The organism is Dyella sp., from assembly GCF_035486915.1.
GTDB lineage: Bacteria > Pseudomonadota > Gammaproteobacteria > Xanthomonadales > Rhodanobacteraceae > Dyella_B.
The window spans coordinates 1-26,675 of sequence record NZ_DATHMR010000059.1 but is presented as its reverse complement, the minus strand read 5'-3'; the positions used below and the strand labels follow the sequence as shown (position 1 = coordinate 26,675).

The 26,675-nt window shown below is 60.8% G+C and carries 23 protein-coding genes and 1 other RNA gene; 6 read left to right on the top strand and 18 right to left on the bottom strand.

All coding sequences use genetic code 11. From position 1 onward, the window contains the following. The 5 genes from VK725_RS05230 to VK725_RS05210 form a co-directional block, all read left to right on the top strand. Window positions 1–1,084, top strand: a 1,084-nt coding sequence (locus VK725_RS05230) for a peptidylprolyl isomerase (RefSeq protein ID WP_325317001.1), incomplete at its 5' end; no start/stop codon positions are given. A 25-nt stretch (window positions 1,085–1,109) separates the two neighbouring features. Beyond that, window positions 1,110–2,126 carry a 4-hydroxythreonine-4-phosphate dehydrogenase PdxA gene (gene pdxA, locus VK725_RS05225; protein WP_325317000.1) on the top strand — a complete coding sequence of 339 codons (1,017 nt, stop codon included), beginning with the start codon at window positions 1,110–1,112 and terminating at the stop codon, window positions 2,124–2,126. Next, entirely contained in the window at window positions 2,123–2,917 is a 795-nt protein-coding gene (gene rsmA, locus VK725_RS05220; RefSeq protein WP_325316999.1) for a 16S rRNA (adenine(1518)-N(6)/adenine(1519)-N(6))-dimethyltransferase RsmA, read from the top strand. Before pdxA ends, rsmA begins: the two co-directional genes overlap by 4 nt. Window positions 2,918–2,979: 62 nt before the next feature. Next, window positions 2,980–3,363: a Co2+/Mg2+ efflux protein ApaG gene (gene apaG / locus VK725_RS05215; RefSeq protein ID WP_325316998.1), complete on the top strand. Its 384-nt coding sequence runs from the start codon at window positions 2,980–2,982 to the stop codon at window positions 3,361–3,363. 48 nt (window positions 3,364–3,411) lie between these two features. Continuing rightward, window positions 3,412–4,263 (top strand): symmetrical bis(5'-nucleosyl)-tetraphosphatase, encoded by an 852-nt coding sequence (locus VK725_RS05210; protein ID WP_325316997.1) that lies wholly within the window; start codon window positions 3,412–3,414, stop codon window positions 4,261–4,263. Window positions 4,264–4,414: 151 nt separating this feature from the next. On the opposite strand, the gene secA is transcribed toward VK725_RS05210, so the two are convergent. Together secA and VK725_RS05200 are read right to left on the bottom strand one after the other, a co-directional pair. Next, on the bottom strand, window positions 4,415–7,138 hold the full coding sequence (gene secA / locus VK725_RS05205) for a preprotein translocase subunit SecA (RefSeq protein WP_325316996.1): 2,724 nt from the start codon (window positions 7,136–7,138) through the stop codon (window positions 4,415–4,417). Window positions 7,139–7,322: 184 nt separating this feature from the next. Continuing rightward, window positions 7,323–8,255, bottom strand: coding sequence for a M23 family metallopeptidase (locus VK725_RS05200; protein ID WP_325316995.1), 933 nt, complete (start codon window positions 8,253–8,255; stop codon window positions 7,323–7,325). A gap of 29 nt (window positions 8,256–8,284) precedes the next feature. Between VK725_RS05200 and VK725_RS05195 the strand changes: the two genes are divergently transcribed. Continuing rightward, complete coding sequence (locus tag VK725_RS05195) at window positions 8,285–8,767, top strand: DciA family protein (RefSeq protein ID WP_325316994.1); 483 nt, start codon at window positions 8,285–8,287, stop codon at window positions 8,765–8,767. A gap of 202 nt (window positions 8,768–8,969) precedes the next feature. Here VK725_RS05195 and lpxC read toward each other — a convergent pair whose 3' ends face one another. The 16 genes from lpxC to rnpB form a co-directional block, all read right to left on the bottom strand. Then, on the bottom strand, window positions 8,970–9,884 hold the full coding sequence (lpxC, locus tag VK725_RS05190; RefSeq protein WP_126674556.1) for a UDP-3-O-acyl-N-acetylglucosamine deacetylase: 915 nt from the start codon (window positions 9,882–9,884) through the stop codon (window positions 8,970–8,972). A 476-nt stretch (window positions 9,885–10,360) separates the two neighbouring features. After that, window positions 10,361–11,539, bottom strand: a complete 1,179-nt coding sequence (ftsZ, locus tag VK725_RS05185) for a cell division protein FtsZ (protein ID WP_325316993.1) — start codon at window positions 11,537–11,539, stop codon at window positions 10,361–10,363. Window positions 11,540–11,799: 260 nt separating this feature from the next. After that, the gene (gene ftsA, locus VK725_RS05180; protein WP_325316992.1) at window positions 11,800–13,032 is read right to left on the bottom strand and encodes a cell division protein FtsA; all 1,233 of its coding nucleotides are present in this window, start codon (window positions 13,030–13,032) and stop codon (window positions 11,800–11,802) included. Then, window positions 13,029–13,775: a cell division protein FtsQ/DivIB gene (locus tag VK725_RS05175; RefSeq protein WP_325316991.1), complete on the bottom strand. Its 747-nt coding sequence runs from the start codon at window positions 13,773–13,775 to the stop codon at window positions 13,029–13,031. The genes ftsA and VK725_RS05175 overlap by 4 nt, the downstream gene beginning before the upstream one ends. Beyond that, entirely contained in the window at window positions 13,772–14,707 is a 936-nt protein-coding gene (locus tag VK725_RS05170; RefSeq protein WP_325316990.1) for a D-alanine--D-alanine ligase, read from the bottom strand. The genes VK725_RS05175 and VK725_RS05170 overlap by 4 nt, the downstream gene beginning before the upstream one ends. Next, window positions 14,707–16,146, bottom strand: a complete 1,440-nt coding sequence (murC, locus tag VK725_RS05165; protein WP_325316989.1) for a UDP-N-acetylmuramate--L-alanine ligase — start codon at window positions 16,144–16,146, stop codon at window positions 14,707–14,709. The genes VK725_RS05170 and murC overlap by 1 nt, the downstream gene beginning before the upstream one ends. Next, window positions 16,143–17,216 carry an undecaprenyldiphospho-muramoylpentapeptide beta-N-acetylglucosaminyltransferase gene (murG, locus tag VK725_RS05160; RefSeq protein WP_325316988.1) on the bottom strand — a complete coding sequence of 358 codons (1,074 nt, stop codon included), beginning with the start codon at window positions 17,214–17,216 and terminating at the stop codon, window positions 16,143–16,145. Before murG ends, murC begins: the two co-directional genes overlap by 4 nt. Next, complete coding sequence (gene ftsW, locus VK725_RS05155) at window positions 17,213–18,451, bottom strand: putative lipid II flippase FtsW (protein ID WP_325316987.1); 1,239 nt, start codon at window positions 18,449–18,451, stop codon at window positions 17,213–17,215. Before ftsW ends, murG begins: the two co-directional genes overlap by 4 nt. A 3-nt stretch (window positions 18,452–18,454) precedes the next feature. Beyond that, a complete protein-coding gene (mraY, locus tag VK725_RS05150) occupies window positions 18,455–19,537 on the bottom strand; it encodes a phospho-N-acetylmuramoyl-pentapeptide-transferase (protein WP_325316986.1) in 1,083 nt (360 codons plus the stop codon). Continuing rightward, on the bottom strand, window positions 19,527–20,894 hold the full coding sequence (locus tag VK725_RS05145; protein ID WP_325316985.1) for a UDP-N-acetylmuramoyl-tripeptide--D-alanyl-D-alanine ligase: 1,368 nt from the start codon (window positions 20,892–20,894) through the stop codon (window positions 19,527–19,529). Before VK725_RS05145 ends, mraY begins: the two co-directional genes overlap by 11 nt. Then, on the bottom strand, window positions 20,891–22,366 hold the full coding sequence (locus VK725_RS05140) for a UDP-N-acetylmuramoyl-L-alanyl-D-glutamate--2,6-diaminopimelate ligase (protein ID WP_325316984.1): 1,476 nt from the start codon (window positions 22,364–22,366) through the stop codon (window positions 20,891–20,893). The genes VK725_RS05145 and VK725_RS05140 overlap by 4 nt, the downstream gene beginning before the upstream one ends. Next, window positions 22,363–24,174, bottom strand: coding sequence for a penicillin-binding protein 2 (locus tag VK725_RS05135; protein ID WP_325316983.1), 1,812 nt, complete (start codon window positions 24,172–24,174; stop codon window positions 22,363–22,365). The genes VK725_RS05140 and VK725_RS05135 overlap by 4 nt, the downstream gene beginning before the upstream one ends. Next, a complete protein-coding gene (gene ftsL, locus VK725_RS05130) occupies window positions 24,171–24,443 on the bottom strand; it encodes a cell division protein FtsL (protein WP_325316982.1) in 273 nt (90 codons plus the stop codon). The genes VK725_RS05135 and ftsL overlap by 4 nt, the downstream gene beginning before the upstream one ends. Continuing rightward, on the bottom strand, window positions 24,440–25,396 hold the full coding sequence (gene rsmH / locus VK725_RS05125; protein WP_325316981.1) for a 16S rRNA (cytosine(1402)-N(4))-methyltransferase RsmH: 957 nt from the start codon (window positions 25,394–25,396) through the stop codon (window positions 24,440–24,442). The genes ftsL and rsmH overlap by 4 nt, the downstream gene beginning before the upstream one ends. Window positions 25,397–25,449: 53 nt before the next feature. Beyond that, window positions 25,450–25,896 (bottom strand): division/cell wall cluster transcriptional repressor MraZ, encoded by a 447-nt coding sequence (gene mraZ, locus VK725_RS05120; RefSeq protein WP_325316980.1) that lies wholly within the window; start codon window positions 25,894–25,896, stop codon window positions 25,450–25,452. Between the two features lie 313 nt (window positions 25,897–26,209). After that, window positions 26,210–26,572, bottom strand: an RNA gene (gene rnpB / locus VK725_RS05115) — RNase P RNA component class A. Between the last annotated feature and the right edge of the window lie 103 nt (window positions 26,573–26,675).

The following is a 26,675-nucleotide window of genomic DNA, read 5'->3' as shown; positions in this document are numbered from 1 at the left end:
GCGTGCGGACGATCAGGGCGTTCGCGTGTCCGATGCCGATGTCGATCAGGCCGTGCAGAACGTAGCCACACAGAACAAGATGACACCCGACCAACTGCGCGCCGCGGTGGAACAGAGCGGCCTGAGCTACAACGCCTTCCGCCAGCAGTTGCACGATCAGTTGGTCGTCCAGAAGCTGCACCAGAGCGTCGTGCGTGACTCGGTGAGCGTCACGGACAGCGAAATCAATAATCTGGTCAACAGCTCCAGCTACAAAGCCGGCGAAGTGCATCTGGCGCACATCCAGATCAGCATTCCCAGCGGTGCTGGCCCTGCCGATATCCAGAACGCCCAGACCAAGGCCGAACAGGCTCTTGCTGCCGTCAAGGGCGGCATGGACTTCAAGGCGGCGGCGATCCGTTTCTCCGACGCACCCGACGCGCTGGATGGCGGCGATCTGGGCTGGCGCCGTATGGACGAAGTGCCTCCGGCCTTCGTCGACACCATCAATGGCATGAAAACCGGTGAAGTCAGCGGCATTCTGCACGGTCCTACCGGTTTTCACATCATCGAGCTGATCGGTCAGCGCGCACAGTCCAAGGACGTTGTGACCGAGTATCACGCCCGTCAGATCATGATTCGCCCGAGCGAGCTGGTCTCCGCGACACAGGCACAGCAGAAGGCCGAAGACATTTACAATCGCATCGTCAAGAAGCACGAGGACTTCGCCAAGCTGGCGAAGGAGGACTCCAACGACGATACGACGGCCAACAACGGCGGCGACATGGGCTGGTTCCAGCAGGGCGACTGGGGCTCGCTGATTGGTCAGAAGATTGATGGGCTGAAGGATGGCGAGATATCCCCACCGTTCCAGAGCGAGGCAGGCTGGCATATCGTCCAGCGCTTAGGCACCCGCAGCACGGACATGACCACGCAGGTGGCACGTGACCAGGCCCGCCAGGCGATCGGCAACCGCAAGGCCGACCAGGCCTATGACGATTTCCTACGTGAACTGCGCTCCAGCTCGTACGTGAAGATCCTCGTGCCGGAGCTGATGGACCCGAACGCCCCTGCACCCGCTTCGGACGACAAGGCGTCTTCCTGATGGATGCACCGAGCGCGACTCGATCGTGAATAGTCTCGCGCTACCACCACGGCTCGCCCTGACTGCAGGGGAGCCGGCGGGAGTCGGTCCTGAGTTGCTTGTCCGATTGGCCGCCACTCCGTTGGCGGCCAATTTCGTTGCGATCACTGATCGTGATCTGCTTCAACGCGCCGCTGCGCGTTGCGGCGTGAAGCTCGACCTGATCGACGACGATGGCGGCCAATCCGATGCACGCCCATCCGGGACCTTGCGCGTTCGCCATATACCGCTGGCCGTCGAGGAAATTCCGGGACGTCCCGATCCACGCAACGCCACGCATGTGCTCGCCACGCTGACGGAAGCGGCAGAGGGCTGTCGAGACGGCCGCTATGCAGCGGTCGTCACCGCGCCACTGCAAAAATCCTCTATCAACGATGCCGGCATTCCTTTTAGCGGGCACACCGAGTTCTTTGCGGCACAAAGTCATGCAGATGTCGTAATGATGCTGGCCAGCCCTGAATTGCGTGTGGCGTTGGCAACCACCCATTTGCCGCTGACAGACGTCTCTGCGGCGATCACCCGCGCTTCGCTGGAACGGACATTGCGCATCGTGCATGACGAGCTCCACGCGAAGTTCGGTTTCGCCGAACCGCGTATTGCCGTGCTTGGCCTCAATCCGCACGCGGGCGAAAGCGGGCATCTCGGGCGCGAGGAGATCGATACGATCATTCCCGTGCTGGAAAAGCTGCGCGCACAGGGCATGCGTTTGATCGGGCCCATTCCCGCCGATACGGCGTTCGTGCCAACGCAACGCCAGCATTACGACGCAGTGCTCGCGATGTATCACGACCAGGCATTGCCGGTGCTCAAGAGCGAGGCGTTTGATCGCACCGTCAACCTCACGCTGGGCCTTCCTTTTATTCGCACGTCCGTCGACCACGGTACGGCGCTGGATCTTGCGGGCAGCGGCAAAGCCGATCCGTCCAGCCTGATCGCCGCTGCTCACATGGCACTCGATCTGGTAACGCGTCGCGCGATGCAATCGTCCCAGGGACATTCATGAGCGCTCGTCCCAAAAAGAGTTTTGGCCAGCACTTTCTGCACGAACGTCGTTACATCGAACGCATCGTCAGTGCCATTTCGCCGCGTCCGGACGATTTCCTTATCGAAATCGGTCCCGGCGAAGGCGCGTTGACGTTTCCGTTGCTCGCGGCCGCGGGCAAGCTCACAGCTATCGAGCTGGACACCGATCTGATTCCCAGCCTGCAGGCGAACGCGGCCGCTATCGGCGAACTTTCGATTGTGCATGCCGACGTACTGAAAGTGGATTTCACGGCACTGGCGCATCGCCACGGTGTATCGCGTCTTCGCATCGCAGGAAACCTGCCGTATTACATCTCCAGCCCGATCCTGTTTCACTGCATCGATCACGCGGCGGCGATTACCGACATGCACTTCATGTTGCAGAAAGAAGTCGTCGATCGCATGGCTGCAGAGCCGGGCAGCAAAGTGTATGGACGTTTGTCCGTGATGCTGCAGCTCGCCTGCCGCGTCGATCCGCTCTTCGACGTGCCACCAGGCGCGTTTCGTCCGCCGCCGAAAGTGGATTCTTCCGTCGTGCGCCTGGTGCCGCTTGCGGCGCACGAGCGTCACGACGCCAACCCTGAGCGCTTGTATGCCGTTGTCAAAGCAGCATTCGCGCAACGTCGCAAGACACTTGGCAACGCGCTGCGCCAGGTGATGGACGCCGATGCTATTCGACTTGCCGATGTCGACCCCAAGGCGCGTGCTGAAACACTTGCGCCGGAAGACTTCGTGCGTCTCGCCAAAGTGAACGTCGACCAGCCATCATGACAGCCGCTTGTGGACACACAGGCGCGGTGCCTTTGGACGGGCTTAACCTTTACAATCGGCACATGAACGAGAAATCTCCCTACACCATCAATGTGCAGGTGCAAACCCGCTTCATCCCCGATCAGTCCGTCCCCGGGGAGAACCGTTACGTGTTCGCCTATACCATCAAGCTGCACAACGACGGGATGGTTCCGGCCCGTCTGCTCACCCGTCACTGGGTGATCACGGACGCCAATGGCAAGATCGAGGAAGTGCATGGTGAGGGCGTGGTCGGCGAACAACCGTGGATGCGTCCAGGCGACGATTTCGAATACACCTCTGGCGCGGTACTGGAAACCGCGGTGGGAACCATGCATGGCAGCTACCAGATGGTTGCGGACGATGGCACCCGCTTCGAGGCACCCATACCTGCGTTCACACTTTCCATTCCGCGCACACTGCATTGAGGCCCTGCTGATGATGCATGCGCAGCACGCGCACATGGCGATGCGCTGATGGCCACTTACGCGATCGGCGACGTCCAAGGTTGTTATCCGGAACTGCAGCGATTGCTGGAGAAGCTGCGTTTCGACCCTGCGCACGATCGGCTTTGGTTTTGCGGCGATCTGGTCAATCGCGGCGGCGAATCGCTCGCGACATTGCGCCTGGTGCATTCGCTACGCGACAGCACCACCCTGACGCTTGGCAATCATGATCTGAGTCTGCTCGCTATAGCTCTGCGCAAGCAGGACGCTCAATCGCGCGTGAATCCAGAACTTCGCGAAGTGCTCTTCGCAGAGGACGCACCAACGCTGTTCGAGTGGCTGCGTAGCCAGAAGCTGCTGCATCACGATGAATCGCTGGGCTGGACCATGGTGCATGCCGGGCTCGCTCCCAGTTGGACGCTCAAACAAGCGCAGCGCAGCGCTGCCGAAGTGGAACGCGAGCTTTCAAGCCCACGCCATGCGCGTCTGCTGAAAAATCTGTTCGGCAATCGCCCTGCTGCGTGGTCGAGTCGCCTGCAGGGTATCGATCGCATGCGTGCATCGATCAACACCATGACGCGGATGCGCTTCTGCGACGTCAACGGCCGCATCGACTTCGAAAGCAAGGGTGCGCCGGGCACGCAAAAGGCCGGCATGTATCCCTGGTTCGAAGTGCCGGGCTTGCGCCGTCGCGAGACACGCATCGTGTGCGGCCACTGGTCCGCGCTGGGGCGTTTTGCCGGCCTGGATGTCTACGGCATCGATACGGGCTGCGTGTGGGGCGGCAAGCTCACTGCGCTGCGTCTCGATGAGGAAGAACCACAATACATCGCCGTGAATGCCGAGCCGCATCGCAAGCGGCCACCCGGCGGCGGCGATTAAACATTCCTAACGCGAAGTAGGTTGGGTTAGCGCAGCGTAACCCAACGTCTTCGTGACTTCGCACGCCAAATCAGACTCGAACGCAGTCCAGGCGCAGCCACAAAGCCACCGCAAAGGTTGGGTTACGCTGCGCTAACCCAACCACGCACGGTCAGGCCAGCTGGCCGTGGCAATGCTTGTACTTCTTGCCGGAACCGCACGGGCATGGATCATTGCGCCCAACCTTCGGACCGCTCGATGCAGGCTCCTGGGAAATCGCAACCTGCTCGACAGCTTCCAGACCGAGCACGCCACCCGCCGGCGCACCGCCGCCGCTAGCCTGCATCTGGCGTTGCAGACGCTCCGCCATGCGCTGCTGTTCGGCTTCCATCGCCGCGACTTCTTCTTCGCTGCGAATACGGATGCGCGCCAGCATCTGGGTAACTTCCGACTTGATACGACCCAGCATCTGCTGGAACAGCGTGAACGATTCGCGCTTGAACGCCTGCTTAGGATCCTGCTGCGCGTAACCACGCAGATAGATGCCCTGGCGCATGTAATCCATGCTCGCAAGGTGTTCCTTCCATGCGTTGTCCACCACGCTCAGCATGATGTGCTTCTCAAGCTGGCGCATGGTTTCCGGACCGACCTGCTTTTCCTTGGCCTGGAACAAATCGTTGAACAACGAGCGCACGTGATCCATGACGGTGTTAGCGTCGGCTTCGTGCTGCTGTTCCAGCCACGGCTTGATCGACGCGGACATGCCGAACTCGCTCTCGAGCTCGCGTTCAAGACCGGTGATATCCCACTGTTCGTCAATGCTATCGGCGGGAACGTAACGGCGAACCAACGCTTCCACGACATCGTCGCGGATGTCGATCACGGTTGCGGAGACGTCGTCTTCTTCCAGCAACTCGTCGCGCTGGCGATAAATCACTTTGCGCTGATCGTTGGCGACGTCGTCGTATTCCAACAGGTTTTTACGGATGTCGAAGTTGTGTTGTTCGACCTTGCGCTGCGCTTTTTCGATCTGGCGGCTGATCATGCGATCTTCCAGCGCTTCGTCTTCCTTCATACCGAAACGTTTCATCCAGCGCACGAGACCTTCGCCGCCAAAGATGCGCAGCAAGTTGTCCTGCAACGACAGGTAGAAGCGCGAGGAACCCGGGTCGCCCTGACGACCGGATCGGCCACGCAGCTGATTGTCGATACGGCGGGATTCGTGACGCTCGGTACCCACGATGTGCAGACCGCCGGCGGCGATAACCTGTTCGTGGCGCTTTTTCCATTCAGACTTCACGCGGGCGCGATCGGTCTCGCTCGCGTCTTCCGGAAGTGTCGCCAGCGCAGCCTCCAGGCTACCGCCCAGCACGATGTCGGTACCGCGGCCGGCCATGTTGGTGGCAATCGTGACCGCACCCGGTACGCCCGCCTGCGCAACGATGTGCGCTTCGCGCTCATGCTGCTTGGCATTGAGCACTTCGTGCGCAATCTTTTCCTTGCGCAGCAGGTTCGACAGCAGCTCGGACACGTCGATCGACGCCGTACCGACCAGCACCGGCTGACCGCGCTTGTGGCAATCGCGAATGTCTTCGATCACAGCCTTGTACTTCACTTCCTGGCTGAGGAAGACCATGTCGGAGTTGTCCAGGCGGATCATCGGCTTGTGCGTGGGGATTACCACCACTTCAAGGCCATAGATCTGCTGGAATTCGTAAGCTTCGGTGTCGGCCGTACCGGTCATGCCGGCCAGCTTCTTGTACATGCGGAACAGATTCTGGAACGTCACCGTGGCCAGCGTCTGATTCTCGCGCTGAATGGCCACGCCTTCCTTCGCTTCCACGGCCTGATGCAGACCGTCGGACCAACGACGGCCCGGCAACGTACGACCGGTGAATTCGTCGACGATGATCACTTCGCCATCGCGCACGATGTAATCGACATCGCGCTGATAGATCGCATTGGCGCGCAGCGCGGCATTGAGGTGATGCACGATCGCTAGATTGCGCGCGTCGTAAAGACTGCTTTCTTCGTCGATGACTTTGGCTTGCAGCAGCAATTCTTCAGCGTGCTGCATGCCCTCTTCCGACAAATGCACCTGCTTCTGCCTTTCGTCGACCCAGTAGTCGCCCGCGCCATCTTCGACCGTCTGCCGCGTCATGCGCGGCACGATCTTGTTAACGGCGATGTAGAGATCCTGCGACTCTTCCGCAGGACCGGAAATGATCAACGGCGTACGTGCTTCGTCGATCAGGATCGAGTCCACTTCGTCGACGATGGCGTAATTCAGCGCGCGCTGTACGCGCTGCTCCTTGGACAACGCCATGTTGTCGCGCAGGTAATCGAAACCGAATTCATTGTTCGTGCCGTAGGTGATATCCGCCGCGTAAGCCGCAAACTTGTCGGCGTGTTCCATGCCCGGCCAAACGACACCCACGGTCAGACCGAGGAAGTTGTAAAGCTTGCCCATCTGCGCCGCGTCACGCTTGGCCAGATAGTCGTTGACCGTCACGACGTGGGTGCCCTTACCTTCCAGCGCATTGAGATACACCGGCGCGGTGGCGACGAGCGTCTTGCCCTCGCCCGTGCGCATCTCGGCGATCTTGCCCATGTGCAGCACCATGCCGCCGACCAGCTGCACGTCGTAATGGCGCATGCCGAGCACGCGCTTGGCGCCTTCACGCACCACAGCGAAGGCTTCAGGCAAAAGTTTGTCGAGCGGCTCACCGTCGGCGATGCGCTGCTTGAACTCCGTCGTCTTGGCGCGCAGGCCTTCGTCGCTGAGTTTCTCGAACTCAGGCTCGAACGCATTGATACGCGCGACGTTCTTGGACAGCTGGCGCAGTACTCGTTCGTTACGGCTGCCAAAAAGGGTCGTCAGTGCACGGTTAAGCATCGATCTTCCGGATCTGGAAACAGGGGAAGCCATCCGGAACCATTCCGGATGGGCAAAGCCACGATGATACTAGGGTCCGCCGGGTATCCCAAACGCTCCGGGCCGGTGGTACACCCGGCTCACCGGACGCTATGTAGGGGTGGCGGTAGGGCAGCACCCTTTCAAGGGTGTCGCCGGAAGGCGCTCAGCGATGGTTCTTGACGAAGGCCAGCGGATTCACGACGCGGCCGTCATACCAGACTTCGAAATGAACGTGCGAACCTGTGGAGCGACCGGTGGAACCCGCTTCGGCGATTTCATCGCCTACACGGACGTGCTGACCGGGATGCACCAGTAATTTGCTGTTGTGAGCGTAACGGGTCATGTAGCCGTTGCCGTGGTCGATCTCCACCACATTGCCGTAACCACTGCGTACGCCGGCATAAGTCACCATGCCTTCGGCAACGGTATGCACCGGTGTGCCATAAGGAACTGCGATATCCAGACCGGTGTGTCGGGCGGCGCTGCCGTCAAACGGATCGGCGCGCACACCGAAGTAAGAAGAGATGTATCCGTCTGCCGGCATGCCGGTCGGCTTCAGATCGGAATCGATACGCGCATTCATCAGCAGGCTCTGCATCGCGCTGAGCTGTGCTTCCTGCGTGTCGAACTGAGTGGCCAGCTGATCGATGCTTGCGTCGAGCGACTGCGGGAGCGCATAGGCGCTACTACCGGCGCTGACTTCAACGCCGCCCACCGGCGGCGGCTGATCGAAATTGAATTCACCGTTATCTAGCTTGCCCACTTGTGCCAGACGTTCACCCAATGCATTAAGGCGTGTGGCCTGGGCTTGCAGCTGACCGAGCTTGATGGCCAGCGCGTCGAGCTGTCGATGAGCGTCCACTTTAAGGTCGCCCAACTGTTTGTCCTGATCTTGCACGCGCTGGTGCAGGGCATCGATTTCAGCGACCGCACGACCGCGGGGGCTGGCGACTGCCAGCGCGACACCGGCGCCGAGCATGGCCAATGCCAGCACCGCGGCCGCTCCTATACCCAGGACACGCCAGCGCAATCGCTGGTTTGTGAGGTCCAGTGTTTTGGGCACCTTCCCTGCGCGTGAGACGAGTATGATTTGCATGTCGTTACCAAATTTGAAGTTTTTTACTGATGCAGCGCGACGAATCCGCCGCTTCCAACCACATCGGGCATGGACCTCAATCCATTGCTCAGATCAGTCCTGTTGCTGCACTAGCCAAAAAAGCCGTCAAGCTTGAAGCCTTGGACCGCGCACTCCGTCAAACGTTGTCATCACCCCTGCGTGAGCAGGTCAGATTCGGCAATTGGCGCGGTGACAGCCTCGTTTTTCTTGCATCCTCCCCGGCATGGGCGTCCAAGCTGCGCTTGCAGCAGGCGCAAATCCTCGCCGCCGCGCGCGCCATAGGCGCTAATGCCGGCTCAGTCATTGTGAAAGTGGCCCCCCTTCCTCCGCCTGATCCCCAGCCGGAGCAATCAAAACCGCTTTCAGTTGCAGCGGCTCTTCATCTGAAGGCTGCTGCTAACTCAGTCACAGACACCGAATTAAAGGCGCTGTTCCTGGATCTGGCGTCCATCGCCGAAACGACTAATTCCATCCCCCGCAAGACACCCTGAGCTGAAGCGTCACCCGGGCGGCAGGCATGAAGCGACCTGACCCCGGCGCGGGAGTCGGTTTTATACCACGCAATACCCCACACGGGTCTTTAGGGCACGTCTCGATAGCGTGAATGGGACGCCGGCAAAAGTGTGACGCAATTCACAAAATGAACAAGCCGACCCTCGAAGGGGCCGGCCTGGTCAGTTTTTGCGCAGCTTTTTAGATCGCCTGGGCGGGATGCGCGTAGGAGATCGGCGCGGTGGCCGGATCGTCCTGATAGCTCACCTCTTCCCATGCGGAAGCGTCGGCCATCAGTGCGCGAAGAAGCTTGTTGTTCAACTCGTGACCGGACTTATGCGCGTAGTACGCACCGATCAAACTGTGACCGAGCAGATACAGATCGCCGATCGCATCGAGAATCTTGTGTTTGACGAATTCGTCTTCGTAACGAAGACCGTCTTCGTTCAGCACTCGGTAGTCATCGAGCACCACGGCGTTGTCCATCGAACCGCCGAGTGCGAGGTTGTGCTCGCGCAGCATTTCGATATCGCGCATGAAACCGAACGTGCGTGCGCGGCTGACTTCCTTAACGAAGGACGTCGTGGAGAAGTCGATCTCGGCGCGCGACGTGCGCTTGGAGATGATCGGGTGATTGAACTCGATCGAGAAGCCGACCTTGAAGCCCTCAAAGGGCTCAAAACTGGCCCATTTATCGCCTTCCTGCACTTTGATCGGCTTCTTGATGCGAATGAAGCGCTTGGCGACAGCCTGCTCTTCAATGCCCGCCGACTGCAGAAGGAAGACAAACGGACCGGCACTGCCGTCCATGATCGGAACTTCCGGCGCGGAAAGATCGACGTAAGCATTGTCGATGCCCAGGCCCGCCATGGCCGACAGCAAATGTTCGACGGTGGAAACACGAACGTCACCGTTGACCAACGTGGTGGACAAACGCGTGTCACCGACGTGATCCGGACGTGCATGAATATCGACCGGCGGATTAAGGTCGGTGCGACGGAAAACAATGCCAGTGTTTGGCGCTGCGGGACGCAACGTCATATACACCTTGTCGCCGGTATGCAGGCCGACGCCAGTCGCACGGATGATATTTTTAAGCGTACGCTGCTTGATCATTTATTGGGTACCTATAAGGGGCAGCAGCCAATTCGAGCTGGGATGCTAACACAGTCTTAACCTGTGGGAAAACAAACCGTACCGTACAGTGCGGCCAATCCTTCATTTTCCTTTCATCATCGGCAAATGCGATTCGTTCGCATTCTTCTGATGCAAGCACCCCGGTAGATCAAGTACTTGCGATTCGACACAGAATCCCGTCGCCAGGGACGGGAAGTCCGGCAACGGGATTCTGGACCGGCAGGGTGGCAAGTCCACGCACCACTCTGTCCAACCGTGCACCATCCGGGTCGCACTGTCTTTCGCATTCAACGCATGAACACGACGCCAGCTGACATCAGCGATGCCCCCTCGACCGCAACCAGCTCCGGACGGCGGTCAAGCAGCGGACGGGAGCAATCCCCTCACGTCCGGCACTGGGTTCACTGACAAGTTAATACGTCGTTAGTTCATTTCATTCACATATCTTTACGTAATTAATCCGCCTGTCGACGCAAGAAAGCAGGGATGTCCAGATAGTCGAAGCTCGGATCGGCACTCTTCGCCGAGCCATCGCCACCCCGCGGGTTGCTGGCCACCACTTCCGGCTGAGCGTAATCGACCACTTCGTTGCCGGTGCCGGTGCGCAGAACCATCGGGCGGGGACGCTGACGCATCTCCACCTGAGTCGCGACCGGACGAATCGGCTGACGAGCGGCAACACGGTTCAGGCCGGTGGCCACCACGGTTACGCGGACGTCATCCTGCATTTCCGGATCGAGCGAGGTACCGATCACCACCGTGGCGTCTTCGCTGGCGAAGTCATGGATGATGCGGCCGATCTCGTCGAACTCGCGCATGGTGAGGTTCGGACCCGCGGTCACGTTGACCAGGATGCCGCACGCACCATTGAGGTTGACGTCTTCCAGCAGCGGATTGTTGATGGCAGCCTCGGCAGCAGCCTGCGCGCGGTCATCGCCACGAGCCGTGCCCGAACCCATCATCGACAGGCCCATCTCGCTCATGACCGTACGCACGTCGGCAAAGTCGACGTTGATCAGGCCCGGACTCGTGATGAGATCGGCGATACCCTGCACCGCACCCTGCAGCACATCGTTGGCGGCCTTGAACGCATTGAGCAGCGTCACTTCGCGACCGAGCACCGATAGCAGCTTCTCGTTCGGCACCGTGATGAGCGAATCGACGTGCTGCGACAGGTCTTCGATACCCTTCAGCGCAACCTGCATGCGACGGCGGCCTTCAAACGGGAACGGCTTGGTCACCACCGCCACCGTAAGAATGCCCTTCTCTTTGGCCAGCTGTGCGACAACCGGTGCCGCACCCGTACCCGTGCCACCGCCCATGCCGCAGGTGATGAACACCATGTCCGCGCCTTCGAGCATTTCCTCGATGCGCTCGCGATCTTCCAGCGCGGCCTGACGACCGACTTCCGGATTGGCACCTGCGCCCAGGCCTTTGGTGACATTGGCGCCCAGCTGCAGATGTATACGACCACCGCAGCCCTTCATGGCCTGCGCGTCCGTGTTGGCGACGACGAAGTCGACGCCTTCGATGTTGGAATTGAGCATGTGAGCCACGGCGTTACCGCCACCGCCACCCACGCCAATGACTTTGATCACCGCATTCGGTGCAAGTTTTTCGACCAGTTCGAACATTTCCCGTCCTCCGTAGAACTCTCGTTGTCGTTGTAACCGCAAGACAACTCCGTGTTGTCTCTTTGGTGGTGAGCGAACCTCCATTCGCCCGTGCTGCGCCTCCGTGCGCCGCTGAAATTTTCATTTCGAAAAACAACCTCCTGGTTGTTTTTCGAATCGACAAGTTCGGCACATGCCCGAACTCATCTCCGATTGACAAACGCCAAAGCGTTAGTCAGTCGAAGGCACATCCATGTGCCTAAGTCACCTCTCCGAGGTGACTAGAAATTCTTGGTAATCCAACCACGCAATCTGTCGACCAGGCCGCCCACGCTTCCGCCCGCCGGCCCGGCCACGCGCATGCCGCCCGAACGCGCGCCATGCAGCAACAGACCGACACCCGTGGAATGCAGCGGATTGGCGATCACCTCGCCGAAACCGTTGACGTGCTGGGGCACGCCGATGCGCACCATCTTGTGGAAGATCTCTTCGGCAAGTTCCAGCGCACCTTCCATGCGCGATGCGCCGCCGGTCAGCACGACACCGGCTGCGACCAGACTGTCGTAACCCGAACGGCGCAATTCGTCCTGCACCATTTCGAAGATTTCTTCATAACGCGCCTGCACGCTCTGCGCGAGCGACTGACGCGCCAGTCGGCGCGGCGGACGATCGCCCACACTCGGCACCTGGATCGTCTCTTCCGCGTGCGCCAACTGCGCCAGCGCACACGCGTACTTGATCTTGATTTCTTCCGCGTGTGCGGTCGGCGTGTGCACGCCGTAAGCGATGTCGTTGGTGACCTGATCGCCGCCAACCGGCAACGACTTGGTGTAACGAATCGCACCCTGCGTGTAGATGGCGATGTCCGTGGTGCCCGCGCCGATATCGACCAGACACACGCCGAGCTCGCGCTCGTCATCCGTAAGCACCGACTTCGCACTGGCCACCGCCGAGGGCACCAGTTCATCGACCGACAAACCGCAACGTTGAATGCACTTGCTGATGTTCTGGACAGCCGCCGCCGCGCCCGTCACCAGATGCACGGAGGCCTCCAGACGCACGCCGCTCATGCCTACCGGCGAGCGAATGCCATCCTGACCATCGATGCGATATTCCTGCGACTCCTTATATAAGACCTTCCGGTCAGCCGGGATCGCCACCGCGCTGGCGGCTTCCAACACCTGATCCAGATCGCCCGGCGTCACTTCGCGATCGCGGATGGCGGCTGTGCCGTGCGAGTTGCGAGTCTCCAGATGGCTGCCGGAAATGGAGGCGTACACCGAGCGGATATCGCAGCCCGCCATCAGCTCCGCCTCTTCCACCGCACGCTGGATCGAATGCACCGTGGATTCGATATCCACCACCGAACCGCGCTTCATGCCGCGCGAGACGTGCGAGCCGATACCGATCACTTCGATCGGCTCGCCCGGCTCGTACTCGCCCACGATCGCCACCACTTTCGAGGTGCCGATATCCAGGCCGACTACCAACTGTTTTTCGTTCTTGCCTTTCATGTGCGGGGCGTGCCTCCGGCGATAGGAGCGGTCGGGGCGGCCGGCGCTTGCGGCCATTTCACGGCGAAACCGTTGGTGTAACGAAGATCCGCGTACTCAAAACCTTGATCGTGACCCGTCATCACCTGTGCATACACATCGAGGAAACGGCGCAGGCGATGACCGGCCTGATTGCGATCGCCGATCACGATCTGTGCACCCGTATCGGTGACGACACTCCAACTGCCTCGATCGGTCAGCGTGACGCCGGTAATCTTCAAATGCGTTCCCACAAATGCTTTCTGTACATCGGCGAAGAAGCTGATGACTTCGGCCAGGTGATCGTCCGGACCGCGCAGGTCGGGCAACTGGTTGTAATCGGCCGCGTCAGGCACGCTGAACACCTTGCCCTCGCCGCTGATCAGTTGATTCGAATTCCAGCGCGCGAAAGGCTGACGCTCGTAAATGCGCAACAGCAGCGTATCGGGCCAGCGCTTGCTCGCCTCGACCGATTCCACCCACGGCAGCGCAGCCACGGCGCTTTGCACCGCATCCAGATTCAATGCGAAGAAGCCTTTGCCCAGGCGCGGTTTCACAGCGGCGCGGATCTGCTCCGCGCTCACGTGCTTGAACTCGGCCTGCACCGTCAACTGAGTCACCGGCCAGCGATCGGCGGCAAACCAGCCGCACAACACGCCGACGATCGGCAAGACCACCAAGGCGATGGCCAGACACCAGGCGACGAGGCGGATACTTCCCCTCATGCACCCTCCCTGAAACTGGTTTCGAGCACGCGCCAGCACAGCGACTGATAATCGATGCCCGCCACCGCAGCCGCTTTGGGCACCAACGAGTGCGACGTCATGCCCGGCGCGGTGTTCACTTCAAGCAACCAGTTGCGGCCTTGGCGATCGCGCATCACATCGACGCGCCCCCAGCCGTAGCAACCCAATGCATCGAATGCTTCCAGCGACAGCGCGCGCAACGACGGTTCGGCGTCGCCCTGCAAACCAGGACAAATGTATTGCGTGTCTTCGGCGATGTACTTGGCGTTGTAGTCGTAAAACGCGCCCTTGGGCACGATATGGATGCTCGGCAACACTTGCCGGCCAAGAATGCCGACGGTGAGCTCATCGCCTTCGATCAGCGTCTCCATTAGCAAGTCGCCGGGATATTTCTCAGCCAACGCCACTGCCGCATCGAGATCTTTCTCTTCGAACACGCGCGTCACGCCGACGCTGGAACCTTCGCAGGCCGGCTTCACGATCAACGGGAAACCGACTTCTTTCGCAGCGGCATGCACATCGGCGCCACGCGGCAGCGGGACGAACTTCGGCGTCGGCAAACCGAGCGACTGCCACACGCGCTTCGAACGCGTCTTGTCCATCGACAACGCGGAGCCGAGCACACCCGAACCGGTGTACGGCACGTTGAGCGATTCCAGTGCGCCTTGCAGCACGCCGTCCTCACCACCGCCATGCTGGCCGTGGAGAATGTTGAACACGCGCGCGAAGTGACCCGCGCGCAGCGCATCGAGCAATGCCGGAATGCCGTCGATGGCATGCGCGTCCACGCCGCGCGCTTTAAGCGCCGCGAGCACGTTGCGACCGGAGTCGAGCGACACCTCGCGCTCGGCCGAACTGCCGCCCATGACCACGGCGACGCGACCAAATTGTGCGGGGTCCTGAATCTTCATCACTCAATCGTCCTCAAATGTCCTAGCTGAGCCAACTCGACAGCTGCCGCGCCGATATCGCCAGCGCCCAGCAGCAGCAATAGATCGCCATCGCGCAACAACGCCGGCAGCGCGTCTTTCAATTCACGCGGATGACCGACCAACACCGGATCGACCTTGCCGCGCGCGCGCACCGCGCGCGCCAAAGCACGGCCATCGGCGCCCGCGATCGGCGCTTCGCCCGCCGGATAGACTTCCGTCAACACCAGCACGTCGGCTTCGGCCAGCACGTTCGCGAAGTCATCGAGCAAATCGCGCGTGCGGCTGTAACGATGCGGCTGGAATCCAACAACGAGACGACGTTCCGGCCAACCGCCACGTGCCGCTGCAAACACGGCAGCAAGTTCGCGCGGATGATGGCCGTAGTCATCGACCAACATCGCCGTTCCTTTATCCAGCGCAATCTCGCCGCGACGATGAAAACGACGACCAACACCCTCGAAGTGCGCAAACGCATGCGCAATCGCTTCGGCCTCGACACCCAGCTGCCAACCTATCGTGGCGGCAGCAAGCGCGTTAAGCACATTGTGGCGCCCGGGCAGATTCAGCTTCACCGGCATCGGATTCTTCACGCCAGGCAGCATCAGGTCGAAATGCATTTCGAAGCCTTTCTGCACGATGTTATCCGCACGCACATCGGCATCTTTCGTATCGATGCCGTACGTCATCACGCGACGCGCAGTGATCTTGGCTAGCTGGACCACTTCCGGATCGTCCACGCACAGCACAGCCAGACCATAGAACGGCAAGCGATGCAGGAAATCGGAGAAGGCCTTGCGTACCAGCGCAAAATCACCCTGATAGTTTTCAAGGTGATCGGCGTCGATGTTCGTCACCACCGCAATCACAGGCGAAAGCAACAGGAACGAACCATCCGATTCATCCGCTTCGGCCACCAGGTATTGGCCGGTGCCGAGCCTTGCATTCGCACCTGCCGCATTGAGCTGACCACCAATGACAAACGTCGGATCGTAGTTCGCTTCGGCAAGCACGCTGGCAACAAGACTCGTCGTCGTTGTCTTGCCATGCGTACCGGCGATCGCGATGCCACGGCGGAAGCGCATCAGCTCGCCCAACATTTCGGCGCGCGGAATGACCGGAATGCGCGCTTCGCGTGCAGCAACCAATTCCGGGTTGTCGCTCTTGATCGCACTGGATGTAACGACCACATCGGCATCGCCGATATGTGCCGCAGCGTGACCGATACGTACATCGATGCCCAGCTGACGCAAACGCTGTGCGGTCGCCGATTCGCTTCGATCAGAACCCGAAACGGCATAACCGAGGTTGTGCAGCACTTCGGCAATACCGCTCATGCCGACACCACCGATGCCGATGAAATGCACACGGCGGAACGTGCTCATCAAATCTTCGTGTGCGAGCAGGCGACGCGGCGTCATGCGGCCACCTCCACGCATGCGCGTGCGATATCGGCCGCTGCATTGGGTTTGGCAAGTGTGCGTGCCGCTTCGGCCATCGCCAGCAACTTGGTGCGATCCTTCAAAAGCGCGCTCAATCGCTGCGCCAGGTCTTGCGTATTCAGATCTCGCTCCTGGATCAATTCAGCCGCACCGGCAGCGACAAGCGCCTCGGCGTTGCGGGTTTGGTGGTCATCCACCGCATGCGGGAACGGCACAAGCACTGCGCCCAGACCGCACGCGGTCAGCTCGGCAAGCGTCAGCGCGCCCGCACGGCACACCGCCAGATCGGCCCATGCGTAAGTGCCGCCCATGTCTTCGATAAACGGCACGATCTGTGCGTCGACACCTGCATCGGCATATGCCTTGCGCGCTTCGTCGATGCCGCGATTGCCGCATTGGTGTAACACCTCAGGCCGTTGTTCGGCCGGCATGCTGGCCAGCGCCTGCGGAACCGAAAGGTTCAACGCGCGTGCGCCCAGGCTGCCACCGAGTACCAACAAGCGGGGCTTGCCCGTGTGTCCAGCCAAGCGTTGCGCGGGCAAAGGCAGCGATGAAATAGCGCCGCGCACGGGGTTGCCCACCCATTCCGCATTAGGTAATACATCTGCAAAACCAGCCATGACACGCTGCGCATGTGCGGCAAGTTTGCGATTGGTGAATCCCGCTACGCGGTTCTGTTCATGCACGAGTAGTGGACGATGCAGCAAGCGCGCCGCAATACCGCCGGGACCGGCGACGTAGCCGCCCATCGACAAAACGCTGCGCGGCTTCAGTCGCCGCAATACTGACAGCGACGACAACAGCGCGCGCGCCAGCATGAACGGCGCCGTCAAACGCGTCTTCATGCCCTTGCCACGCAAACCGCCGACAGCCACCGTATGCAATTCAATGCCATGTGCAGGCACGACTTTGGTTTCCATGCCACCGGCCGCGCCCAACCACACCACGGGCACACCTTGCGCACGCAGCGTCTCGGCGACAGCCAGACCCGGGAAGATGTGACCACCCGTGCCACCGGCCATGATCAGGACTGGCGATTGCGCGCTCATGCGGCCACCGCCTCGCGATCACGCGCTGTCGTTGTGTTGGCATCGGGCACTGCCGTCGCAGGCATGCGCGTTGCCATATGCCGTGCATCGAGCGCGCGATTGATTTCATACGTCGCGCGCAACAGCACACCCGCCATCGCACACGTGAGCACGATCGACGAGCCGCCGTAGCTGATCAGCGGCAGCGTGAGGCCTTTGGTCGGCAACGCGCCAAGATTCACGCCGATCGAGACGAGCGTTTGCAGACCGATCATCAGCGAGATACCGAAGGCGATATAGCCTGCAAAACGCTGTCCAACCTCCACGCCTTTGAGTCCGACGTGCAATCCACGCCACAAGACAAGGGCAAACAGCGCCATGACGGTGATGACACCGAACAACCCCAACTCTTCGCCAATCACGGCGAAGATAAAGTCGGTGTGCGCTTCCGGCAGGTACGACAACTTCAGCACGCTCGAACCCAACCCCACGCCCATCCATTCGCCGCGCCCAATCGCCATCAGCGATTGCGTCAGCTGGAAGCCGTCATCGAACGGGTGATCCCAGGGATGCAGGAAGGTTGTCAGACGCTTCATGCGATAGTTTTCGCTGGTTGCCGCAATCGCAAGCAGCGGCATCAACGGCAAGCCCATCAGGAACAGGAAGATCGGCCGCGCACCGCCCAGCCACACCATCGCGATCGTCACCGCAATCACCAGTGTTGCCGAACCGAAGTCCGGCTGCGCCAGCAGCAACAGCACCATCACGCCCGATACGCCGAGCGGCTTGAGCAAACCCAGAAAACGCGTTTCGATACTCTCGCGGTGACGCACCAGATAGCTGGCCAGGTACACCACCAGAATCAGCTTCACCGCTTCGACCGGCTGGAATGAGGTGATACCCAGATTGAGCCAGCGGCGTGCGCCGTTGAGCTTCATGCCGAAGTGCGGGATGAATACCGCCAGCAGCATGATGAACGCGACAAGCATCAGGAAGAACGCATGCTTCTCGATGTCCTTCAGTTCGGTGCGCATCGCTACACCCGCAGCGACCAACCCGAGCGTCAGATACATCAGATGATGCTTGAGGAAATAGAACTGGCCGATGTGCTGGCTATCGGCTACGGCGATGGAGCTGGAAGCGACCATCACCACACCCAGGCATGCAAGACCGACCAGGGCGACCAGCAACGGCAAGTCGAACTTGCCGCGCGGACCCTGCCGACGCTTTGCCTGCGATGTACCGAAACCAAACATCTCTCAGCGCACCTTCAACGTTGCCAAACCGATAAGCACCAGCACGACGCTGATGATCCAGAAACGCACAATCACCCGCGGCTCGGGCCAGCCTTTCAATTCGAAGTGGTGATGGATCGGCGCCATGCGGAAGATGCGCTTGCCGGTCATCTTGAAGCTGGCGACCTGCAACATCACCGAGGCGGTTTCCATCACGAACACGCCGCCCATGATCAGCAGCACGATTTCCTGGCGAACGATCACGGCGATCGCAGCAAGCGCTGCTCCGATCGCGAGCGCACCGACGTCACCCATGAACACTTGCGCGGGATACGTGTTGAACCACAGGAAGCCAAGGCCCGCGCCGGACATTGCGCCGCAAAACACCGAGAGTTCGCCAGCACCCGGAATGGCTGGAATACCCAGGTATTCGGAAAACACCTTGTTACCGGCGAGATAGGCGAAGATGCCAAGCGCACCGGATACCAGCACCGTCGGCATGATCGCCAGACCATCCAGACCATCCGTAAGATTCACGGCGTTGGAGAAACCTACGATCATGAAGTACGCGATGACGATGAAGAAAATGCCCAGCGGTATCGCCACGTGCTTGAACAGCGGCACAAACAACGCCGTTTCCGCCGGAATCACGGCGGAGTGATAGAGAAACCACGCCGCGCCGATACCGAACACCGACTGCCAGAAATATTTCCAGCGCGACGCCAGACCGCGGCTGTCTTTCAGTACAAGCTTGCGATAATCGTCATAGAAACCGATCGCGCCGTAGCAAAGCAACACGGCGAGCACCAGCCACACGTAGCGGTTGGCGAGATCGGCCCACAGTAAGGTGGCCACCGCGACAGCGAGAAGAATCATCACACCGCCCATCGTCGGCGTGCCTGCTTTCGACAGATGCGATTGCGGCCCATCCTTGCGAACAACCTGACCGGCCTTGAGCGCAGCAAGCTTGCGAATCAACGCGGGCCCGCACAACAACGACATGGCCATCGCCGTGAGCGCGGCCATGATTGTGCGAAACGTGATGTACTGGAAAAGATGCAACGCGCTGAAGTGGCGTGCCCACCAATCGGAAAGTTCAAGCAGCATGGGGCGCCCCTTCTTTCGGCTGTCCGTTCTTCAATGCGGCGACAACCTGTTCCATGCCCGCTGAGTGCGAGCCCTTGACCAAGCACGTGACTCCCGCGTGCACCTGCGCGTAAAGCGCATCGATAAGCGCCGCCTTGTCGGCGTAATGCGTGCCACCTGCACCAAACGCCTCGACCGCTGCCGCATTCAACGGACCGATAGCAAACAATTTTTGAATACCGCGCTCGCGTGCGTGACGGCCAACGCCCGCATGCAACACACGTGCATTGGCACCGAGTTCGGCCATATCGCCCAGCACCAGCCAACGTTCGCCTTCGGCGAGCGCAAGCGTGTCGATCGCGGCATGCATCGAACTGGGATTGGCGTTGTAACTGTCGTCGATCAGCGTCCAGCCATTCGGCATGGCGATGCGCTTGAGACGACCCTCTACCGACGATGCCTTTTCCAGTCCTTCGACAATGGTGTCGACAGGAACATCCAGCGCCAGCGCAATCGCACTGGCCGCAAGCGCATTGGCAATGTTGTGACGGCCCGGCAACGGCAGCGATACCTCCGCGTCGCCATGCGGCGTGCTGAGGATGAAGCGCGAGCCGTCCACGCGCTGCTCCAGAATGTCCGCGCCGACGTCGGCCTTGTGATCCAGGCCGAAACGCAGCACCTTCCGCCCGCCAGCGAGGCCGGTGAAGAAACTGGCGAACGCGTCGTCGGCGTTGATTACCGCCACGCCGTCTGCCGGCAGCGCGCGATAAAGCGCGCCTTTGGTCTCGGCCACCGTTTCAATCGTACCCATACGCTCAAGATGCGCCGGCGCGATGAGATTCACGAGGCCGATATCGGGCCGTGCGATGGCAGCCAGATAGTCGATGTCGCCTGGTTTGCCCGCGCCCATTTCCAGGACGGCGTATTCGGTATCTTCCGGCATCCAGATCAGCGTCAACGGCAAGCCGATTTCGTTGTTGAAGCTACCGGTGTTGACGTGCGTACGGCCATGCAGCGACAAAATCGCAGCGGTCAGCGTCTTCACCGTGGTCTTGCCGTTGGAGCCGGTAATGCCGATAACGCGCGCATTGCGTTGCGCACGCACCGCGCTCGCCAGATCGCCCAGCGCGAGCTCGACGTTCTCGACCTCCACCTGCGGCAGATCGATGTCGACGCGGCGCTCCACCAGCGCTGCCGCCGCGCCGCGCGCCTTGGCGTCGGCGAGATAGTCGTGACCATCCACGTGCTCGCCCTTGAACGCGACGAACAGATCGCCCGCCTTGATCTTGCGCGAGTCGATGGCGACACCATCGATCTGGGCGTCGGCTCCCTGCATGCGTCCGTGAGTCCACAGCGCGATGGCGCTCAGCTGCATCATGCGCGACCCTCCAGCGCCGCACGCGCCACGGCCATATCGTCGAACGCGCGCTTGCCAGTCGCGCCCTCCTGATACGTCTCGTGACCTTTTCCGGCGATCAGCACGACATCGCCAGGACGTGCCATGCCGAGCGCTGCACGAATCGCTGCTTCGCGATCGCGCAACACCGTGGCGTATTGAGGTTGCTTCATGCCGGCGAGGATCTGCGACACGATGGCGTCGCCATCTTCGCCGCGTGGATTATCGTCGGTAACAATGGCGATATCGGCAAGACGCTCCGCGATGTCACCCATTTGCGGGCGCTTGCCGGCATCGCGCTCGCCACCGCAACCGAAGACGCAGATCAATTTTGCCGCGCAATGCGCGCGCAGTGCCGTGATCGCCTGCTCCAGCGCATCGGGCGTGTGCGCATAATCCACGACGACGAGTGGCAAACCTTCCACACCGCCAATGCGGTTCATGCGACCGTTGACGGGCTCCAGCGCTTCCACCGCATCGACGATTCGGTCGAACGATTCGCCGATCGCACCAAGGCAAGCGATGACCGTCAACAGATTCGCCACATTGAATCGACCAAGCAGACGGCTGCGAAGCACTCGCGAGCCCCATGGCGTGCGCAGATGGAAAGCGACACCTTCGGCCGACGTCACGATATCGGTCGCCGCGATGTCGGCGGACACATCGCCCGCGCTGCTCAGTCGCAGAGCCTTCACATCGGGTGCAAGCTTGTTCACCAGCTTGCGGCCGAACTCGTCGTCCGTGTTGATCACCGCTGCTTCAAGATCCGGCCATGCAAACAATTTGGCTTTCGCCGCACCGTAAGCTTCCATGTTGCCGTGGTAATCGAGGTGGTCGCGCGTGAGATTGGTGAACGCTGCGACAGCGAAATCCATCGCGGCGACGCGCCCCTGTTCGAGTGCGTGCGAGGACACTTCCATCGCCACGTGCGTTGCGCCATCGCAAAGGAACTCCGCCATGAGGCGTTGCACAGCGATGGCATCGGGTGTGGTGCGTTCGCCTTCACGCAATTGTCCGTGCAGACCGGCACCCAGCGTGCCGATGGTCGCCGTGCGATGACCAAGGCTTTCCAGCGCTTGCGCCAGCAACTGCACCGTGGACGTTTTGCCGTTGGTGCCCGTCACACCGATCACACGCATCGATTCGGATGGACGTCCAAAGAAGCGTGACGCGATTTCACCTACGAACGTATGCAGGCCATCGATCCAAAGCACCGGAACGCCCGGATCTTTGAGCGCACGCGGCGGCGCTTCGGCCAGTACGACGCTCGCACCGCGCTGTACCGCGCCCGCGACGAATTCGATGCCGTGCCCGCGCGTACCATGCAGCGCAAAGAATGCGTCGCCGGTACGCACGTGACGTGAATCGAGGGCCAGTCCAGATACGACAATCGGCCCTGCGGCCGTCGTCTCAGCGATGCCTTGCAGCAAGTGATCGAGGCGCTGACCGCTCATGGCTCTACCACCTCCTGCGCTGAGGAGTCGCCTTGAGACGATTGCGGCGGGGCATTGCCCGCCAGCCCGCCACCTGCCTGCATGGGGCCACCGACGTACCATCGTCCGATGTTGTCGGGCGGTACGTCGAGCAAGCGCAACGCGCCATCCATCACGCGCTGGAACACCGGCGCGGAAACGTCGCCGCCAAAGTAACCTTTCTTCGGATTGTTGATCACGATGACACCGACAAGGCGCGGATCGGTGGCGGGCACAATCCCCGCGAACAGCGAGTTGTAGTTGTTCTTCGCATAACCACCGACCGCGGCCAAGTGCGCGGTACCGGTTTTGCCGGCGACGCTGTAATTGGCGATTTGCGCGCGCGTTGCCGTACCGCCGGGCGCAGTGACGGTTTCGAGCATCGTCACCAATTCGTGAGCAATTTGTGGCGTGACGATCTGTTTGCCCGGATTGTCGCCATCCTTGATGAAGGTCGGCGGGTGCATCACGCCGTCATCGGCCAGCGTTGCATACGCATTGGCCAATTGCAGCGGCGTCAGATTCATGCCGTAGCCGTAGGCGATCGTCGCCTTTTCAAGCGGTCGCCATGTGTGCCCCACTTTCAGCAGACCCGACGATTCGCCGGGAAAACCGCTCCCTGTGCTATCGCCGAAACCGAAGGCGCGATACGAGTCGTACAGAAATTGCGTGTCGAGCTGGATGGCGATTTTTGCTGCGCCGACATTGCTCGACTTCGTGAGCACACCGGTTGGCGTCAGCACACCATTCGCGCTGTCGTCATGAATGTCGTGGCCGTAGTACATGAAATGGCCGTTGCCCGTGTCGATCTGCGGACTGGTCGGCGTGAACTTGCCGCTCGACAAAGCAGCCGCCATGGTAAAGGGCTTCATCGTCGAACCCGGTTCGACCACGTCCGTCACGGCGCGATTGCGACGTTGCGAACCGTTTGTGCCCGTTACGGCGTTCGGGTTATAGGTCGGCAAGCTCACCATCGCGAGGATTTCGCCGGTGCGAACGTCGAGCACCACCATCTCGCCCGAATCGGCATCCACATCGTCGAGCTGCTTTTTCAGCTCGCTATAAGCAAGAAACTGGATGCGGCGATCGAGACTGAGCGTGAGGTTCTGGCCCGGCTGCGGCGCACGCACCTGCTCCACGTCTTCCACGATATGGCCCATGCGATCGCGAATGACACGCTTGGCGCCCTTCTTGCCCGCCAGCCAGCTATCGAACGCGAGTTCCAGGCCTTCCTGACCGTGATCGTCGATATTGGTGAAGCCGAGCACGTGCGCGGTCACTTCACCCGACGGATAGTAGCGCTTGTATTCACGTTGACCGTTCACCCCAGGCACGCCCAGATCAAGCACAACCTGCGCTGCATCCGGGCTCATCTGGCGGCGAAGATAAGCAAAATCGCGATCAGAACGCTGTTCGAGATAGGACTTCAAATCATCCGAATTGATGCCGAGCGCTTGCGCCAGCGCGGGAATGCGATCGGCGTTATCCAGCACTTCCGACGGAACCGCGGTGATCGACACCATCGGCGTGGATACGGCCAACGGTTCGCCATTGCGATCGAAGATGGTGCCGCGTGACACGGCAATGTCGACTTCGCGCAAGAAGCGCGCGTCGCCCTGATCCTGATAGAACTGCTTACGCACGACCTGCAGATCGAACGCGCGCGCCACCAGACCCACGGACGCGGCGCCAAGTATGCCGATCACCAGCAACATGCGACGGCGCGCACTGGGCCCCGCACCCTGTCGGCGCGCTGCGGTTTTGGTGGTGATGTGCGGGCGCGGATTCATTCCTGCACCAGCTTTATATTCTGAGGAGTCGGCATGGCCATGCCGAGCTTGTTGCGCGCCTCGGTGTCGATACGGCGCGGTTCGCCCCAGGTGGCTTGCTCAAGTTCGAGCTTGCCGTATTCGATATTGAGGTCGTCACGCTGACCTTGCAGTTGCGTGAGCTGCACGAACAGGACGCGACTCTGATGGCGCGTCCAGACCACCGCGATGGCGCTAATCATCACGGCACTGAGCAGGATGAGCAGACCGAAGACGCCAACCGCCTTCATGCCCAGCTCTCCCTAGGTAGACTCTCGCCGGATAGTTTTTCCGCCACACGCAACACGGCCGAGCGCGCGCGCGGGTTCGCAGCCTGCTCAGCATCGGAAGGAAATTGCGCCTTACCGACAGCAGCGAGGCGTGCAGGCGCTGCAACCACCGGCGGACCACGGCGGCTGCCTTGCACGCGACCGGAGTGATCGCGAATGAAGAGCTTCACCGCGCGATCTTCCAGCGAGTGGAAGCTGATGACAGACAGGCGGCCGCCGACGTTCAGACGCTCAAGCGCCGCATCGAGGCCACGTTGCAACGCATCCAGCTCACCATTCACGCGAATGCGCAGCGCCTGAAAACTACGTGTGGCTGGATGTTTGCCCGGCTCGCGACGACCGACCACACGCTCGATCAACGCAGCGAGTTCGCCGGTGCGGGTAATGGGCGACTCAGCGCGATGCTCAACAATCGCGCGGGCGATCTTGCGGCTGAAGCGCTCTTCGCCGAAGGTCCACAGCACATCGGCAATCTCGCGCTCATCGGCGTGCGCGAGAAAATCCGCCGCGCTTTCGCCCTGCGTCGTGTCCATGCGCATATCCAGCGGCGCATCGGCCATGAAGCTGAAACCGCGCGCGGCTTCGTCGAGTTGCGGCGAGGACACACCCAGATCGAGCAGCACGCCATCGAGACCGGCGGCGGTTTCTTCCCATTCGCCCAGTGTGGAAAAGTTGGCGTGACGAATCGACACACGCGGATCGGCGGCGAATTCTTTTTGCGCAGCGGCGATGGCTTGCGGATCGCGATCCATCAGCAGCAGACGGCCGTCCGGACCCAGGCGCGACAGCACGGCGCGGGCGTGACCGCCGCGTCCGAAGGTGCCATCGAGATAACGCCCGCCTTCCCGCACGGCGAGACCCTCCACCGCTTCATCCAGCATCACCGGGATGTGCCGCATTACTTGCTCGGCCATGCCGCACTCCCGCTCTCTATGTCCGCAATCACCTCGCACCTGACCGTCGCCGGTCAGAGCCGCAAGTCCGTCATGTCGTCGCTGATCTCGTCTTCGCCGATGGTCTGGCGGATCTTGGCCAGGTGGGCCTGTTCGCTCCAAAGCTCGAACTTGTTGCCCATGCCCAGCAGAACCGCCTTTTTCTCGATACCCGCCGCGGCGCGTTGGCTGGCAGGCAGCAAGATGCGCGCTGCACTGTCCGGCTCAACGTCAGCAGCCGCGCCGACCAGCTTCATCTGCAGTGCGCGATGCACGGCTTTGACGTTGGGCAGCGCATTCACTTGGTCGCGCACCCGCTCCCATTCCGCACGCGGGAACAGCCAGAGGCAGCCCTGCTCGAAAGGGTTGTAGGTGATCACCAGCCGATTGGCGCAAGCGCTCGTGACCAGCTCCCGATACGCAGTCGGGATAGCCAGACGGCCCTTGTCATCGACGGTGATGGCGGTTTCGCCCTGAAACACGACCCGTGAACTCCCACGAAATCCCACGATTTCACACAGGAATCCACGATAGTCTCAGCCCCTGAGACTGTCAAGGGATTTTTGCTTGTGAATCAATGAGAAAGGCAACAGTGTGGCCATATTTCCAGCGATTTCGAGGAACCTCTCCGAGGTGCTTGATCGCTGTGGTTTTTTTGTTCAGACAGGCCTGGCAATTGCCTACTCGATCACACATCGGGCGAGCGCTCTTCTGAACCACCCATTCATCCGAAAAACCCACTCGACCACCTTGCACATCCTTACGAACCGGATGGCGAGGCGTCGATGGGAAAAGAGGCGGAGTCGGCCTGTAAGCCGGGTTCTGTACGCCTTGCGGCGCGACAGTCATTCCTCTCGGCCAGACGTCACCGTCTGGCTCCAGCAACCTACCCGGGAACAACGCGGGCCGCGTTATCGTTCCCCTATTTGGTCTTGCTCCGAGTGGGGTTTACCGTGCCACGCGACGTTATCCCCGCGCGCGGTGCGCTCTTACCGCACCGTTTCACCCTTACCTGTGCCCTTGCGGGCCATCGGCGGTTTGCTTTCTGTTGCACTGGCCGTCAGCTCACGCTGCCCAGGCGTTACCTGGCACTCTGCCCTATGGAGCCCGGACTTTCCTCGATGCGCTTGCGCGCGACGCGACTGTCCGGCCGACTCCGTTGGCGATTATAGCGGCCATGCCTTGGGCGCGGGGTCCAAAAAGCAGAATCTAAGGATAACTGGCCTGATCGCCATCGTTGCGCCCGAACTTCGTCATCCCT